This window comes from Kitasatospora sp. NPDC059462 (genome assembly GCF_042749955.1).
In the GTDB taxonomy this organism is placed as follows: domain Bacteria; phylum Actinomycetota; class Actinomycetes; order Streptomycetales; family Streptomycetaceae; genus Kitasatospora.
Window position 1 is genome coordinate 1 of record NZ_JBHYUU010000186.1, and the last position, 15679, is coordinate 15679.

At 74.0% G+C, this 15679-nt stretch carries 15 protein-coding genes; 4 read left to right on the forward strand and 11 right to left on the reverse strand.

The features are described from left to right. Positions 1-213: 213 nt before the first annotated feature. The 3 genes from ACFXAM_RS31955 to ACFXAM_RS31965 are packed head-to-tail and all read right to left on the reverse strand — an operon-like array spanning position 214 to position 2955. Entirely contained in the window at positions 214-1044 is an 831-nt protein-coding gene (locus tag ACFXAM_RS31955; protein WP_380296538.1) for a putative RNA methyltransferase, read from the reverse strand. A 52-nt stretch (positions 1045-1096) separates the two neighbouring features. After that, complete coding sequence (locus tag ACFXAM_RS31960) at positions 1097-1999, reverse strand: RimK family alpha-L-glutamate ligase (protein ID WP_380296540.1); 903 nt, start codon at positions 1997-1999, stop codon at positions 1097-1099. Continuing rightward, the gene (locus ACFXAM_RS31965) at positions 1996-2955 is read right to left on the reverse strand and encodes a RimK family alpha-L-glutamate ligase (RefSeq protein WP_380296542.1); all 960 of its coding nucleotides are present in this window, start codon (positions 2953-2955) and stop codon (positions 1996-1998) included. The genes ACFXAM_RS31960 and ACFXAM_RS31965 overlap by 4 nt, the downstream gene beginning before the upstream one ends. A gap of 214 nt (positions 2956-3169) precedes the next feature. On the opposite strand from ACFXAM_RS31965, the gene ACFXAM_RS31970 reads away from it, so the two are divergent. After that, the gene (locus ACFXAM_RS31970) at positions 3170-4051 is read left to right on the forward strand and encodes a GNAT family N-acetyltransferase (protein WP_380296543.1); all 882 of its coding nucleotides are present in this window, start codon (positions 3170-3172) and stop codon (positions 4049-4051) included. A gap of 11 nt (positions 4052-4062) precedes the next feature. Here the strand turns inward: ACFXAM_RS31970 and ACFXAM_RS31975 are convergent, their stop codons facing one another. Then, positions 4063-4485: a fic family toxin-antitoxin system, toxin component gene (locus ACFXAM_RS31975; RefSeq protein WP_380296545.1), complete on the reverse strand. Its 423-nt coding sequence runs from the start codon at positions 4483-4485 to the stop codon at positions 4063-4065. Next, a complete protein-coding gene (locus tag ACFXAM_RS31980) occupies positions 4482-4727 on the reverse strand; it encodes a toxin-antitoxin system HicB family antitoxin (protein WP_344332776.1) in 246 nt (81 codons plus the stop codon). Before ACFXAM_RS31980 ends, ACFXAM_RS31975 begins: the two co-directional genes overlap by 4 nt. A 177-nt stretch (positions 4728-4904) precedes the next feature. Between ACFXAM_RS31980 and ACFXAM_RS31985 the strand changes: the two genes are divergently transcribed. Next, the gene (locus ACFXAM_RS31985) at positions 4905-5102 is read left to right on the forward strand and encodes a hypothetical protein (RefSeq protein WP_380296546.1); all 198 of its coding nucleotides are present in this window, start codon (positions 4905-4907) and stop codon (positions 5100-5102) included. Positions 5103-5238: 136 nt separating this feature from the next. Here the strand turns inward: ACFXAM_RS31985 and ACFXAM_RS31990 are convergent, their stop codons facing one another. Together ACFXAM_RS31990 and ACFXAM_RS31995 are read right to left on the reverse strand one after the other, a co-directional pair. After that, a complete protein-coding gene (locus ACFXAM_RS31990) occupies positions 5239-6537 on the reverse strand; it encodes a class I SAM-dependent RNA methyltransferase (RefSeq protein ID WP_380296554.1) in 1299 nt (432 codons plus the stop codon). Between the two features lie 437 nt (positions 6538-6974). Next, positions 6975-9038 (reverse strand): APC family permease, encoded by a 2064-nt coding sequence (locus ACFXAM_RS31995; RefSeq protein WP_380296556.1) that lies wholly within the window; start codon positions 9036-9038, stop codon positions 6975-6977. 248 nt (positions 9039-9286) lie between these two features. Here ACFXAM_RS31995 and ACFXAM_RS32000 point away from each other — a divergent pair, with 248 nt between their 5' ends. Further along, the gene (locus ACFXAM_RS32000; protein WP_380296547.1) at positions 9287-9955 is read left to right on the forward strand and encodes a potassium channel family protein; all 669 of its coding nucleotides are present in this window, start codon (positions 9287-9289) and stop codon (positions 9953-9955) included. Continuing rightward, positions 9955-10626, forward strand: coding sequence for a potassium channel family protein (locus ACFXAM_RS32005; RefSeq protein WP_380296549.1), 672 nt, complete (start codon positions 9955-9957; stop codon positions 10624-10626). The genes ACFXAM_RS32000 and ACFXAM_RS32005 overlap by 1 nt, the downstream gene beginning before the upstream one ends. Before the next feature lie 79 nt (positions 10627-10705). On the opposite strand, the gene ACFXAM_RS32010 is transcribed toward ACFXAM_RS32005, so the two are convergent. The 4 genes from ACFXAM_RS32010 to ACFXAM_RS32025 form a co-directional block, all read right to left on the reverse strand. Next, a complete protein-coding gene (locus ACFXAM_RS32010; RefSeq protein WP_380296550.1) occupies positions 10706-11461 on the reverse strand; it encodes a DUF3159 domain-containing protein in 756 nt (251 codons plus the stop codon). Further along, positions 11458-11865, reverse strand: a complete 408-nt coding sequence (locus ACFXAM_RS32015) for an OB-fold nucleic acid binding domain-containing protein (protein ID WP_350555533.1) — start codon at positions 11863-11865, stop codon at positions 11458-11460. Before ACFXAM_RS32015 ends, ACFXAM_RS32010 begins: the two co-directional genes overlap by 4 nt. Before the next feature lie 109 nt (positions 11866-11974). Further along, positions 11975-12655: a response regulator gene (locus ACFXAM_RS32020; RefSeq protein ID WP_350555531.1), complete on the reverse strand. Its 681-nt coding sequence runs from the start codon at positions 12653-12655 to the stop codon at positions 11975-11977. A 73-nt stretch (positions 12656-12728) separates the two neighbouring features. Continuing rightward, a complete protein-coding gene (locus ACFXAM_RS32025) occupies positions 12729-15380 on the reverse strand; it encodes an ATP-binding protein (RefSeq protein ID WP_380296552.1) in 2652 nt (883 codons plus the stop codon). Positions 15381-15679: the final 299 nt, after the last annotated feature.

A 15679-nucleotide genomic window follows, 5' to 3' on the forward strand; every position in this document is an offset into this window, starting at 1 on the left:
CGGCAGATCCATCCCGTCGGGGTGACGGCGGCGCGGGGCCGCGGGCCGGCGCCCCCCCCCGGCGCGCGGGACGGGCCGGGCGCCGCGCGGGCCCGCTTCGGTTCCTGTCGGGGCCCCGGTTCGGGGCCGGTGGGCGCCGCGGTTCGGTGCCGGTGGGCGCCGCGGTCCGGGGCCGGTGGGCGGCCCCCGGTCCGGGGCCTGCCGGGGCCCGGTTCAGCGCCGGTAGGCGGCGACGGTGACGGACGCCGTCACCTCGACCGGCTCCGGCAGCGCGGCGAGCCGCTGCGCCAGCCGGGCCGGATCGGTGTGCCAGGCGCTCGGCCCCATCCCGACCACGGTCCGCACGTCCTCGGCGGACAGCCGCAGCGTGAACTCCACCTCGCGCTGCCCGGCCGGTGTCAGGTGGGGGCCGAGTTTCTCGTCGATGCGCCGCTGCTTCTCCTCGTCGACCGACAGCAGCCCCAGCTCGGTGACGAGTTCACGCAGGTGGCGCGAGGTGGGCGCGACGAGCACCAGGGTGCCGCCGGGCCGCAGCACCCGGCGCAGCTCGGGGCCGTTGCGCGGGGCGAACACGTTGAGGACGAGCCCCGCGGAGGCGTCGAGCAGCGGCAGCGGGCGCCAGGCGTCGCAGACCACGGCGCCGATCCGGGGGTGGGCCCTGGCGGCGCGGCGCAGCGCGTACTTGGAGATGTCGAGGGCGGCGCCGGGCCGGCCGGGCAAGGCGTCGAGGACGTGCGCGAGGTAGTGGCCGGTGCCGGCGCCGAGGTCGGCGACGAGGCCTTCGGGGTGGGCGGCCGCGGCGGCTTCGGCGAGGGCGTCGGCGATCGGCCGGTAGTGGCCGGCGGCGAGGAAGTCGCTGCGGGCGGCGACCATGGCGGCGGTGTCGCCGGTGCCGGTGTGGGCGTCGCCGGCGAGCAGGCTGACGTAGCCCTGTTTGGCGACGTCGTGGCTGTGGCCGGCGGGGCAGCGCAGGGTGCGCCCGTCGAGGGTGAGCGGCTGCGCGCAGTGCGGGCAGGCCAGGTAGGGCTCGATGTCCTGCAGCAAGGGTCCGTCTTCTTTCGCGGCCCGGTCGTGGGCTCCGGCCGGGGGTGCCAGCCTAACGAGCGGCGGCGTCCGGTTGCGCATCCGCCGGGTCGCCCTCGCGCGGGCCGGGGAGGGCGGACGGAGCGGGCGGGGACGGCCGGCCGGCCTCGGCGGCCCGCAGGGCGAGCGCGGCCAGGGCCTCGGGCGCGCCGGCCTGCCCCCGGATGCCGGGGAAGGCGTTGACGTCGACGACGACCGGTTCGTCCGGGCCGTCGAGCAGGTCGACGCCGTAGACGTCGAGGCCGAAGACCTCGCCGACGCGCAGCGCGAGCCGGGCCCGCTCGGCGGGCAGGTCGTGCGGTCCGAACGCGTCCCCGCCGTGCGGCAGCCGGGCGGGGCCGGGGTCGGCGAGTTCGGAGCGCCGGCGGGTGCAGAACAGCTGCCCGGCGACGACCCAGAGCTTCTGGTCCCAGCCGGTGCTGGGCAGGTAGGGCTGGGCGACGACGGCCTCGCCGGGCCACTGCTCGGCGAGGGCGCGCAGCCGGGCGAGGTCGTCGGCGCGGGCGACGAGGTCGTCGCGGCGGCTGTGGCGGCTCTTGACGACCAGCGGGAGGGCGAGGTCGCCGGCTTCGGCGGCGGCGAGCAGCGCGGCGGGGCTGTCGGCGGTGCGGGTGGGGGCGAAGGGCAGGCCGGCCCGCCGGGCGAGGTCGGCCATGGCGGTGCGGTCCTGGCACAGGGCGGTGGCGGCGGCCGGGTTGACGACGGGGGCGCCGCGTTCCTCCAGTGACCGGGCGAGGGCGAGGGCCGCGGGGGTGCGGGCCTTGAGCAGGTAGACGTCGGCGGGCGGAGCGTCGCCCGCGGCGGGCGGGTGCGCCGGGTCGAGCGCCTCGACGCGGTGGCCGCGCGCGGTCAGCAGGGCGCCGGCCGCGGCGAGCAGCGGGTGGTCCGGGGCGGAGGTGATCAGGCCGATCCTCACAGCGTGCCGCCGACGCCCACGCCGCCGACGCCGAGCCCGGCGGCCGCGCCGCCGCCCTGGGCGGGCATCCGAACGGCCCGTGTGCCGAGCCCGACCGGTTCCAGTCCGGAGGTGTCCAGCGCCACGGCCGGCGCGGTGACCGCGGTGCCGGTGCGGGCCAGCCGCAGGACCGCCCGGGAGACCCGTGCGACCGCGTCCGGGACCTTCCGGAAGCTCGGGAAGTCGTTGATGTCGACGACCACCGGCCCGTCCGGGCCGAGCAGCACGTCGACGCCGTACAGGTCGAGTCCGAACACCTCGCCGACCTGCGCGGCGATCCGCGCGACCTCGGCCGGCAGCGGCACCTGGCGTTCCCTCACCCCCTGGTCGGGGTTGAGCGGCGAGCACCGCTCGGTGGCGTAGAGCTCGCCGTCGACGCAGTACACCTTGAGGTCGGTGCCGGAGTTGGGCACGTAGGGCTGGGCGATGAGCAGTCCCTCGCCGGCCAGCAGCGGGCCGAGTTCGGCGAGGTGCCCGGGGTCGCGGACGAGGCGCACGGCCCGTCCTGAGCTGCCGTCGGCGGGTTTGACGACCAGGGGGTACTCGGCCGCCGGGATCTCGGCGAGCCGTTCCCAGCGGGCGGCGGCGTAGGTGACGGGGACGGGCAGGCCGCGGGTGCGGGCGATGACGGAGGCGAGGGCCTTGTCGCGCACGCCGCGGATCGAGCGGACGTCGTTGACGGTGGTGAGGCCGACGGCGGCGGCGGCCTCCAGCAGGGTGAGGCCGGGCCCGCCGGAGACGGTCTTGAGCACCCAGGCGTCGTGGCTTCCGGCGCGGACCGCCTCGGAGATCGCCATCAGCGAGTCGCCGGGGCGCAGCACGTCCACCCGGTGCCCCCACGCGGTGAGTTGGCGTACGACGTCGAGCGGCATGCCGTCGTGCCGGTAGTGCTCCTCCACCAGAAAGCAGAGCCTCATGACCCAGTCATCCCCCTCGCTTCGCCCAGCACGGACGTCCGCCGTTCCCGTCCGGCAGAGCTGTAAAGGCCCCAGGATGTCATGGGGTCCGTACACAAGATCGCCCGGCCTGTAAGCGTTCGGCAACAATCGCACGGAAATGCCCGGGCCCGGCGGGTGCCGCCGGGCCTCACATGCCTGGCGGGAAGGGGCCGGGCCTGCTTGGATGCACGGCGTGACCTCTGACGATCTTGCAGCCGACGACACCTCCTCCGCCGCCGGGCCGGGCCGGGATCTCCTCCAGGAGATCGAGCGCTACTACGACGCGGTCCCGCGGGCCGCCGCGCGCGTCGAGGACTTCGGCCCGCTCAGCCTGTTCGTGCGCGAGGGCGCCGGCTGGCCGTACTACGCGCGCCCGGCGCTGGGCCACCGGGGCCCGGCCGCCACCGCCGGGGACGTCCGCCGGGTGCTGGCACGCCAGCGTGAGCTGGGGCTGCCGGAGGCCTTCGAGTGGGTGGCGGAGCACGATCCGCTGCTGCGCGCGGCGGTGGAGGAGGCGGGGCTGGTGGTGCACGAGCACCCGCTGCTGGTGCTGGACGCGCGGCAGGACGTCGCGCAGGCCCCGGGCGCCGTGCCGCAGGGGGTGTCGGTGCGGGTGCTGGCCGCCGACGATCCGGCGCTCGCGCACGCGGTGGCCGTCCCGCACCTGGCGTTCGAGGAGCCGGGCACCGGTGTGGGCGGCGCCGGGGCGGCGGAACTCGCCGCGAGGGCCGGGGTGCTGGGGTCCGACGGCACCGCGGAGCGGATCGCCGCGCGGATCGCCTCGGGGCACACGGTGCTCGCCGCGGCCTTCGAGGGCGGCACGCCGCTCTGCGCGGGACAGCACAACCCGGTCGGCGCGGTCACCGAGGTGGCGGGCGTGGGCACGCTGCCCTCGGCGCGCCGGCGCGGGCTGGGGCAGGCGGTCACCGCGGCGCTGGTCGCGCACGCCCGGGCCCACGGGGTGCGCACGGTGTTCCTGTCCGCGGCCGACGAGGACGTGGCCCGGATCTACCGGCGGGCGGGTTTCCGTCCGTTCGCGACCGCGCTGATCGCCGAGCCGGCCGGGACCGGCTGAGCGGCGTCCGCTCACTCCGTGTCGTCGTCGTCCTCGCCGCTGACCTCCTCGTCCTCGGCCTCGTCCACCACCCAGGCGGCCAACCGGTCCGCCACGCCGGAGACGGTCAGCCGCCCCTCGCGGATGGCCCGGGCGAGGCTGCGCACCTCGCGGGCCGTGGTCGCCACCGTGCAGCCGCTGGCCACCAGGTAGGCGTAGGCGACGGCGGTGGCGAACAGTTCGTTGGTCTTCTCCAGCGCCGGCACCCGAATCAGCTGGTGCATGAGGGCGGCGGCGCGGTCCTGCGGTTCGGGGTAGACGGAGATGTCGAAGATCTCGGCCTGGTGCCGGGCGACGGCGGCCAGCAGCGATCCGTAGTCGGTGACCTGCGGGTCACCGGGCGTGTACTGCTCGGCGGTCATGAGCAGCCACGAGAGGTCGACCTCCAGCTTCAACGGCGCACGTCCTGGAGGTCGGCCCCGCCCCGCTGCTCGCCGAACTCGGCGAGGAACGCCGTCTCGTACTCCTTCATGAACTGGGCGGCCGCGTCGACGAACACCCGCCCGGCCTCGCCCATGTCCTGCTGGACCAGGCGCTCGATGTACTGGTTCATGCTGATCCCCTGCTGCTCCGCCCGTTCCCGGGCCATCTCCGCGGTGGTGGCGTCCACCCGGACGTTCAGCTGCTTCTTACCCATGAACCTCAAGCTAGCGCTGAAGTGCTAGCACAACAAGGGCGCGCGCGGCCCCCGCGCACGCCCGCCGCCGCACCCGGCACCCGCCGGGAGGGAGACTTGAAGAGTTCTTCACCTTCGGAGACTCTGAAGTGCCCCGAGCAATCCCTCAAGCGGCACCGACCGGTGTGGAGGCCGGCAATGACAGCCATGTTCGACCAGGAGTTGCGCGAGCAGCTCGCCCAGGCCCGCAAGGAACTCGCGGCCGCCCGGGCCGAAGGGGACGCCGACGGCGTCCAGGCGTACGAGGGCCGGATCGCCGCACTGATCCGCCTCGCCGCCCAGCACGGCATCACCCTGCCGCACGAGCCCCGGGAGCAGGAACACCCCCTGCCCTGAGCCCGCCCGCGGCACCCGGCGACGAGAGGCGGCCGGCGGCGCACGACGGACGGAGGCGCACGACGGACGGAGGCGCACGACGGACGGAGGCGGCGCCCGGGATTCCCGGGCGCCGCCTCCGTCGGTCGTCGGCGCGTCACTCGCCCCCGGCCGGCTCCAGGATCGCCACGCACTCGAAGTGGTGGGTCATCGGGAACAGGTCGAAGGCCCGCAGCGAGACCGGCCGGTAGCCGCCCTCGCGGAAGAAGCCGAGGTCCCGGGCGAGGGCCGCCGGGTCGCAGGCGACGTAGGCGATGCGGCGCGCGCCGAGCCCGGCCAGGTGGGCGACGGTCTCGCGCCCGGCCCCCGCGCGCGGCGGGTCGAGCACGATGAGGTCGGTCTCGGTGATGCCGGTGCGCGGCAGCAGCGACTCCACCCGGTCGCACTCGATCCGGACGTTCTCGACCGCGGCCAGGTTGTGCCGGGCGTCGGCCACCGCCTGCTTGCCCGACTCGATGCCGAGCACCGCGCCGTCCTCGCCGACCCGGTCGGCCAGCGCGCCCGCGAACAGGCCCACGCCGCAGTACAGGTCGAGCGCGTTCTCGCCCCACTGCGGGTCCAGGCCGTCGAGGACGGCGTCGACCAGCGTGTCCGGCGCCTCGGGGTGGATCTGCCAGAAGCCGCCGTTGCTGACCCGCCAGGTCCGCCCGGCGGCGCGCTCGCGCACGAAGCCGCGCCCGTGCACCTTGTGGGTGTTGCCCTGCTCGTCGATGCGGGCGATGGAGACCGGGCGGTCCAGCTCGACCAGCGGCAGCTGGGCGCCCGGCGCCGGGGTGAGCACCACCTGGCGGTCCGAGGAGCCGGAGGCGGCGATCACCTCGACCGAGACGACGCCCGGCCAGTCGCGGGACTCCACGCCCAGCTCGGTGACGCCCTCCGCGGCGATCAGGCAGCGGTCGACCGGCTGGACGTCGTGCGAGCGGTGCTTGCGCAGCCCGGCCCTGCCGCCGGCCGGGTCGACCGCGTACTGGACGCGGGTGCGCCAGGCCGGCACCTGGCCGGCCGGCAGCTTGCCGCCGACCGGCTCGACGCTGCCGTCCCAGCCGGCCTCGTCCGGGGTCAGACCGGCCAGCTTGGCCAGCTGCTCGGTCAGCACCTGCACCTTGAGCTTGCGCTGGCCGCCCGGCGTCACGTGCTGCCAGTCGCAGCCGCCGCACTTGCCGGGCCCGGCGAACGGGCACGGCGGGGTGATCCGCTCCTTGGCGGGCTCCAGCACCTCCACCGCGTCGGCCCGCAGGAAGCGGGAGGTGGTGGTGCCCTCGGTGACCTGCGCGATCACCTTCTCGCCCGGCAGCGCGTGCCGGACGAACAGCACCCGGCCCTCGTGCCGGGCCACGCAGTGCCCGCCGCCGTGCGCGACGGGGCCGACCTCGACCTCGTAGCGCTCGCCGACCAGCGGGTCACCGGTGGGAGCCTTCGGCGCCCTGGGGGCGCCGGCGGCCTTGGGGGCGGCCTCGGCCCGGGGGGCGCGGGTGGCGTTGCGCAGCGCCCGGGGCGGGCGCACGGCCTGCTTGCGGGGGCGCGCGCCGCCCTCCTGCCGTGCACCACCCTCCGGGCGCTCGGCACGCTCGGCACGCGCGCCGCGCTCCGGGCGCGACGGCTGCTCCGTGCGCTCCGAGGCGCGCTCCGAGGTGCGCTCAGGAGCACGCCCCGGGGCGCGCTCCTCCGGCGCGAGCGGCGCCGTCCGCGCGGTGAACCCGTCGCGGTCGGTCGCCTCCGGGCGCGACGGCTTGCCCCAGCGCGGCCGGGCGACCTGCCCGGGCTTGGCGGAGGCACCGCCCTTGCGGGCACCCTTGCCCGAGGAGCCATGGGAACGAGACGGGGTGTTGCGGGTCACTGGGAGGAGTCCTTCGCGCTGCGATCGGCCGGGCCGGCGGGCTTCGCCGAGACTTCCGACTTTACGGCCTTGGGCGCCCGGGGCTCACCACGCCGGACGGAACCCGGCGCCGACCAGGCCTTCTGCGGCTTGCGCCGCTCCGAGGACTCCAGCTGCCACGGCACCGAGGTCACCATCACGCCCGGCTTGAACAGCAGCCGGCCCTTCAGCCGCAGCGCGCTCTGGTTGTGCAGCAGGTGCTCGTACCAGTGGCCGACCACGTACTCGGGGATGTAGACCGACACCACGTCGCGCGGGCTGCTGCGGCGCAGGTTCTTCACGTAGTCCAGCACCGGCCCGGTGATCTCGCGGTACGGCGAGTCCAGCACCTTCAGCGGCACCTCGATCCCGCGCTCGTCCCACTCCGCGCGCAGCGCCGCCGTGTCCGCCGGGTCGACGTTCACGGTCACCGCCTCCAGGGTGTGCGCCCGCGCGAGCCGCGCGTACGCCAGCGCCCGCAGCGCCGGCTTGTGCAGCTTGGAGACCAGCACGATCGCGTGCACCCGGGTGGGCAGCACCACGTCGTCCGGCTCCTCCGCGGCGACCAGCTCCGCGGAGACCCGGTCGTAGTGCCGGCGGATCGCCTTCATCATCACGAACAGCACGACCATCGCCGCGATGGCGATCCAGGCGTGGCTGATCTTGGTGGCGAGCACGACGATCAGCACCGCCATGGTCATCACCAGGCCGAAGGTGTTGATCGCCCGGCTGCGCTGCATGTGGCGGCGCTTGGCCGGGTCGGTCTCGGTGCGCAGGTTCCTGGTCCAGTGCCGGATCATGCCGGACTGGCTCATGTTGAACGACACGAAGACGCCGACGATGTACAGCTGGATCAGCCGGGTCGGGTCCGCGTCGAAGGCGATGATGAACAGGATCGCGGCCAGCGCCAGCAGGATGATGCCGTTGGAGAAGGCCAGCCGGTCGCCGCGGGTGTGCAGCTGGCGCGGCAGGTAGCGGTCCTGGGCCAGGATCGAGCCCAGCACCGGGAAGCCGTTGAACGCGGTGTTGGCGGCCAGCACCAGGATCAGCCCGGTGACGGCGGCGACGAAGTAGAAGCCCGGCGTGAAGTTCGAGAACACCGCCTCGCTGATCTGGGCCAGCGCGGTCTTCTGGTGGTAGTCGCCGGGCGCGCCGACCAGCTGGTGGGGCTCCTCGGCCATCTGGACGCCGGTCAGCCGCGCCAGCCAGATGATGCCCATGAACATCACGACCGCGATGGTCGCCATCATCAGCAGGGTGGTCGCCGCGTTCTTGCTCTTCGGCTTGCGGAACGCCGGCACGCCGTTGGAGATCGCCTCCACGCCGGTCAGCGCCGCACAGCCCGAGGAGAACGCCTTGAGCAGCAGGAACACCATGGCGAACCCCGCCAGGTTCTCGTTGCCCGGGGTCGCCTCCAGGTGGAAGCCCGAGCTCTCCGAGGGCATGTCCTGCCCCATCCCGAAGTGCCGGACCACCCCGTACACCACCATGCCGAGCACGCCGATCATGAAGGCGTAGGTCGGAACGGCGAAGGCCGTGCCGGACTCCCGGACACCGCGCAGGTTCATCCCCATCAGCAGGATGACCACGACGACCGACAGGGTCAGCTCGTGGCCGCGCAGCGCGGGCACCGCCGACACCACGTTGGCCACGCCCGAGGTGGTGGAGACCGCCACCGTGAGGATGTAGTCGACCATCAGCGCGCTCGCGACCACCAGGCCGGAGTTCGGGCCGTGGTTCACGGTGGCGACCTCGTAGTCGCCGCCGCCGCTCGGGTACGCGTGCACGTTCTGCCGGTACGAGGCCACCACCGCGAGCATGACGATGGCGACCACGACGCCGATCTGCCACGAGAAGTGGATGGCGGAGGCGCCCGCCAGGGAGAGGGTCAGCAGGATCTCCTCGGGCGCGTACGCGACCGAGGAGAGCGCGTCCGAGGCGAAGACGGGCAGCGCGATGCGCTTGGGGAGCAGCGTCTCCCCCAGCTTGTCGCTGCGCAACGCACGCCCGATGAGGATGCGTTTCGGAAGGTCAGTCGGCATAGGCACGTTAAGGAATCGTAGGGGCAGTGCGGCGTCCGGTCCGACGGACGCCCCCCGTTCGTGCCCCCCTTCGTCGCGACTGTGTTCGGTGGACCGGCTAGCGTGTCGGATACGAGCAGGCGGGCAACACTGTGGTTGTCGTGCCGAGCCCCACGAGGACGCCCACCCCCGAGAGCGGGGCGGGGAAACGGAGATCGAACGGTGTTTGCGCAGGTCATGGCCCCAATAGGACGGGTGAGGTAGCGCCGGTGCACATCGTCATCATGGGCTGCGGCCGGGTGGGCTCCGCACTCGCCCGCGCGCTGGAGAAACAGGGCCACTCGGTGGCCGTGGTCGACCAGGACCCGACGGCCTTCCGCCGGCTGGGCGCCGGGTTCAACGGGCGCCGGGTGACCGGGGTCGGCTTCGACCAGGACACCCTGAAGGAGGCGGGCATCGAGGAGGCGGGTGCCTTCGCCGCCGTCTCCAGCGGTGACAACTCCAACATCATCGCCGCCCGGGTGGCCCGGGAGAACTTCGGTGTGGAGAACGTCGCGGCCCGGATCTACGACCCCCGGCGTGCCGAGGTCTACCAGCGCCTGGGCATCCCCACCGTCGCCACCGTCCGCTGGACGGCCGACCAGATGCTGCGCCGGCTGCTGCCGAGCGGCGCCGAGCCGCTCTGGCAGGACCCGAGCGGCGCCGTCCAGCTCGCCGAGGTCGCCTACGCCCCGGAGTGGGTGGGCCACCGGGTGAGCGAGCTGGAGGCCGCCTCCGGCTCCCGGGTGTCGTTCGTCACCCGGCTCGGCGAGGGCGTGCTGCCCTCGCCCCAGATGGTGGTGCAGGAGGGCGACCTGGTGCACGTGATGCTGCGCCGGGCCGACCTGACGGCGGTCGAGGCCGCGTTCGCGCAGGGCCCGCAGAAGGAAGGTCACTGATGCGAGTCGCCATTGCCGGGGCCGGCGCCGTCGGCCGCTCGATCGCGGGCGAGCTGCTGGAGAACGGCCACGAGGTCCTGCTGATCGACAAGAACCCGAACTCCATCTCGGTGGAGCGGGTGCCCATGGCGGAATGGCTGCTGGCCGACGCCTGCGAGATCACCTCGCTGGACGAGGCCGCGCTGCAGCGCTGCCACGTGGTGATCGCCGCCACCGGTGACGACAAGGTCAACCTCGTCGTCTCGCTGCTCGCGAAGACCGAGTACGGCGTGCCGCGGGTGGTCGCCCGGGTGAACAACCCGAAGAACGAGTGGCTCTTCAACGAGTCCTGGGGCGTGGACGTGGCCGTCTCCACCCCGCGCCTGATGTCCGCCCTGGTCGAGGAGGCGGTCAGCGTCGGCGACCTGGTCCGGCTGATGCGCTTCAGCCAGGGCAACGCCAACCTCGTCGAGCTGACCCTCGCCGAGGACACCGAGCTGGTCGGCACCCGGGTCGGCGACGTGCCGTGGCCGCCGGACACCGCGCTGGTGACCATCCTCCGCGAGGGCCGGGTCCTGGTGCCCGGCAAGGACGACACCCTGGAGGGCGGCGACGAGCTGCTCTTCGTGGCCGCCCAGGAGCGCGAGGAGGAGCTGGAGGACCTGCTGTCCAGCTCGACCGGCGCCCAGTAGCGCGGGAACGAGAACGGCCGGGGCCCGCACTCACTCGGAGTGCGGGCCCCGGCCGTTCGCCGGTCCGCCGTCGCCGTGGCTACCGGCCGGCGGGCGGCTCGCCGGCGGAGTGCTCCGGCGCCGGCTCGTCGTCCAGCTGCGCCTTGATCGGCGGCGGCGCCTTCAGCAGGATCTGCCAGGTCACGTACATCGCCAGCAGCAGCGGCGGGATGCCCAGCGCGACCTTCAGCCAGCCCAGCAGGTTGACGTTGTGGGTGAAGTACAGCGGGAAGAGGATCACCGGCTTGATGCCCATGATCAGCACCCACGCCCAGGTCGCCTTGGTGTAGGCGGCCAGCCGGCCCGGGTTCTGCTTGCGCCAGGTGAACATCTCGCCGGTCACCGGGCCGAGCATGATGCCGATCAGCGGCCAGCGGACCAGCGCCGAGACGGCGAGGCCCACGCAGTAGCCGACGTTCCAGAGCAGGCCCGGCAGGTAGAAGTTCTCCGCCTTGCCGGTCTTCATCGAGATCCAGGCGCCGATGGCGACCCCGAACACTCCGCTGAAGGCGTGCTGGACGGTCTCCCGCTTCAGCAGCCGCGCCACCACGAACAGCGCGCTCAGGCCCAGCGCCGCCCAGGCCGCGGCGGGCACCTGGTGGGTGATGTTGTAGGTGACGATGAAGACCAGGCCGGGCAGGGTCATGTCGACCATGCCGCGGACCCCGCCGAACGCCTTCATCACGGTGTCGGCGGCCTCGCGGGAGGCCTGCCGCTCCGCCTCCTCGTCCCGGACGATGTTCACCAGGCCGAGCTGGGCGGCGGGCTCGCCGCCGGGCTGGTTGCTCACGCTCATTCGCTCCCGTGTCCGACCGGACGCAGCTCGTAGCGGGGGTTGAACAGCACCCGGCGGCCGCGCGCGTGGCTGATCCGGCCGCTGGCGACCAGACGGCGCCCCGGCTCGATGCCCGCGATGGAGCGGCGCCCGAGCCAGACCACGTCCAGCGCCTCGGTGCCGTCGAAGAGCTCCGCCTCCAGCGCGGGCACCCCGGCCCGCGGGCGGAGCGTCACGGTGCGCAGGGTGCCGGCGACGGTGACCAGTTGCCGGTCCCCGCAGCTGGCGATCGGCGTGCAGCCCGACTCCGCGGCGCTCTCCTGGCGCAGCTCCTCGGCCTCCAACTCCTCGGTGGAGGAGGTCAGCCGGCTGAGCATGCGGCGGAAGCGCCCCTGCGGCGGCCCGCTGCTGTTGTCACCACTCATGCCGGAAGGGTACCGGTTCCGGGGGCCCCGGCGGCAGGCCGCGCGGGTCGCCCGGGCTCCCCGGGGGCGCGGCGCGACGGCCGCGGGGCCACCACGAGCGGCCGCCCGCTCACCCCTCGAAGCGGTAGCCCATGCCGGGCTCGGTGATGAAGTGCCGCGGGTGCGAGGGGTCCCGTTCGAGCTTGCGCCGCAGCTGGGCGAGGTAGACCCGCAGGTAGTTCGTCTCGGTCCGGTAGGCCGGGCCCCAGACCTCCTGGAGCAGCTGGGTCTGGCTGACCAGCCGGCCCGCGTTGCGGACCAGGACCTCCAGCAGATGCCACTCGGTCGGGGTAAGGCGGATGTCGGTGCCGTCGCGGTTCACCTTCTTCGCCGCCAGGTCGACGGTGAAGCTGTCGGTGACCACCACCGAGCCGTCCTCCCCGGCGACCGGTTCGGCGCGGCGCACGGCGGCACGCATCCGGGCCAGCAGCTCGTCCATCCCGAAGGGCTTGGTGACGTAGTCGTCGGCGCCGGCGTCCAGCGCCTCGACCTTCTCGTCGGAGGCGTGCCGGGCGGAGAGCACGATGATCGGCACCCTGGTCCAGCCGCGCAGGCCCTTGATCACCTCGACCCCGTCCATGTCGGGCAGGCCGAGGTCGAGGACGACGACGTCGGGGTGGCGGGCGGCGGCGAGTTCCAGGGCGCTCGCGCCGTCGTGCGCCGCGTCGACCTCGTACTTGCGGGCCTTGAGGTTGATCACCAGCGCGCGGACGATCTGCGGTTCGTCGTCCACGACGAGGACCCGGGTCATGCGGGCTCCGCCTTTCGGGGCTGTCGGTCTGATCGGAAGTGGTCGTGCAGCGGTCGTCGGAGAGCGGGGGTGGTCATGCCGGGGGCGGGGCCGGTGCCGGCTCGTCGGCGTCCGGTCCACCGGCGTCCGGTTCTCCGGGGTCCGGTTCTCCGGGGTTCTCCGGCCGCGGCCCGTCGGGGTCCGCGACGCGCTCGACGGCGGGCAGGGTGACGACCATGGTCAGCCCGCCGCCCGGGGTGTCCTCGGCGGACACCGTGCCGTCCATCGCCTCGACGAACCCGCGCGCCACCGCGAGCCCCAGCCCCACCCCGGCACCGCGCGGAGCGTCCCCGTACCGCTGGAACGGCGCGAAGATCCGCTCCTTGGCGTCCTCCGGCACCCCCGGTCCCCGGTCCACGATCCGCAGCTCCACCCGGCCCGGCCCGTCCGCCGGGTGCAGGGCGTCGGCCTTGACCAGCACCTTCACCCCGGCAGGGCTGTACTTCACGGCGTTCTCGACCAGATTGGCCAGCGAGCGCTCCAGCAGCCCGCCGTCGGCCCGGATCATCGGCAGGGTCTCCGGCACGTCCAGCCGGACCGCCCCCGGCGGCACCCCGCCCAGCGCGAACGGCACCACCTCGTCCAGGTCGGTCTCCTGGATCAGCGGCGTGACCGTTCCGGTCTGCAGCCGGCTCATGTCGAGCAGATTGTTGATCAGATGGTCGAGCCGGTCGGCGCCGTCCTCGATCCCCGCCAGCAGCTCCGCCTCGTCCTCCTCGTCCCACTCCACGTCCGCCGAGCGGAGCGAGCTCACCGAGGCCTTGATCCCCGCGAGCGGCGTGCGCAGATCGTGCGAGACGGCCGCCAGCAACGCGGTCCGGATCCGGTTCCCCTCGGCCTCCCGCCGGGCGGCCGCCGCCTCCCCCGCCAGCCGGCGGCGCTCCAGCACCACCGCCGCCTGCGCGGCGAACGCCCCCAGCAGCCGGCGGTCCTCCCCCGGCAGCACCCGGCCGCGCAGCACCAGCGCCAGCGTCTCCCCGACCGGCACGTCCACGTCGGCCGTCTCCGGACGCTCCGGCGGACGCGGGCCCGCCGTCGCCACCGCCTGCCACGCCCCGACCCGGTCGGGCCGCTCCAGCAGGGCCACCGACTCCTGCTGGAAGGTCTCCCGGACCTGCTCCAGCAACGCGGTCAGCACCCCGTCCCCGTCCCCGCTCGGCGACCCGCGCAGCACCGTGCCGGCCAGCGCGCTCAGCGTCTGGGCCTCGGTCTGGCTGCGCGCCGCCTGGTGGGTGCGCCGGGCCGCCAGGTCGACCACCGAGGCGACGGCCATGCCGACCGTGGTGAATATCGCCACCGCCATGATGTTCTGCGGCTCGTCGATCGTGAACGTGTGGATCGGCGGCGCGAAGTAGTAGTTCAGCGCGGTGGACCCGACCAGCGCCGAGGCGATCGCCGGGAACAGCCCGCCCACCAGCGCCGCGCACACCGTCAGCGACAGGAACAGCAGCATGTCCGTGGTCAGGCCCAGGCCGTGCACGTTGATGAGCACCAGCGCGAGCAACGGCGGCCCCGCCACCCCGATCAGCCAGCCCGCCACCGTGCGCGTGCGGCCCAGATCGGTCACCTTGCGGATCGGGATCCGCCCGCGCCCCTTCGCCGCGTGCTCGTGCGTGACGATGTGCACGTCGATGTCACCCGACTCACGCGTCACCGTGCCGCTCACACCCGGCCCGTAGACGTACTGCCAGGCCGGACGCCGACTGGTGCCCAGCACGATCTGCGTCGCGTTCACGCCCCGCGCGAACTCCAGCAGCCCGGCGGCCGGGTCGTCGCCCAGCACCGCGTGGTAGGAACCGCCCAGGCTCTCCACCAGCGCCCGCTGCTCGATCAGCGTCTGCGACGAGCCCGAGCCCGAACCGGCCAGCCCGTCCGAGCGGGAGATGTGCACCGCCAGCAGCTCGCCGCCCGATCCACGGGCCGCGATCCGGGCCGCACGGCGGATCAGCGTCGCGCCCTCCGGGCCGCCGGTCAGACCCACCACGATCCGCTCGCGTGCCTGCCAGGTCCCCTTGATGCCCTGCTCGGCCCGGTACTTCTGCAGGTACTCGTCGACCCGGTCGGCCGTCCACAGCAGCGCCAGCTCGCGCAGCGCCGTCAGGTTCCCCGGCCGGAAGTAGTGGGCGAGCGCCGCGTCGATCTTCTCCGGCGCGTACACATTGCCGTGCGCCAGCCGGCGCCGCAGCGCCTGGGGCGACATGTCGACGAGCTCGATCTGGTCGGCCCGGCGGACCACCTCGTCCGGCACCGTCTCCCGCTGCCGCACCCCCGTGATGCCCTCGACGACGTCGCCGAGCGACTCCAGGTGCTGGATGTTCACCGTCGAGACGACGTCGATCCCGGCCGCGAGCAGCTCCTCGACGTCCTGCCAGCGCTTCTCGTTGCGGCACCCCGGCACATTGGTGTGCGCCAGCTCGTCCACCAGCACCACCTGCGGCCGGCGCGCCAGCACCGCGTCCAGGTCCATCTCCGTGAACACGGCCCCGCGGTGCGTCAGCTCCCGCCGGGGCACCACGTCGAGACCGGAGACCCGCTCGGCCGTGTGCCGGCGCCCGTGGTCCTCGACGAACGCCACCGCGACGTCCGTTCCCCGCTCCGACCGCCGGTGCGCCTCCGCGAGCATGGCGTACGTCTTACCGACCCCGGGTGCCGCCCCGAGGTAGATCCGCAGCCTGCCGCGTCCCATGTGCACCATTCTTGATCCGGCCGAGCCTGGCGACCATCCCGGACACCAGTTCCCTTCGCCTTCGAGACTACGGCGCAGGCGCGGCTTTGCCAGCGATCTGGGCGCTGAGCTGGGAGTTTTAGCGCCATATTGATGGGGTCGGGCGGGGGCGGCGGGGCCCACGGGCCTGGGGCGGCCACGGTCGCGGCCCTGGGCACACCGGAAATGCGAAAAGCCCCTGCCGGTTTCCCCGGCAGGGGCTTTTCAGAAGAATTGTTCGGCGGCGTCCTACTCTCCCACAGGGTCCCCCCTGCAGTACC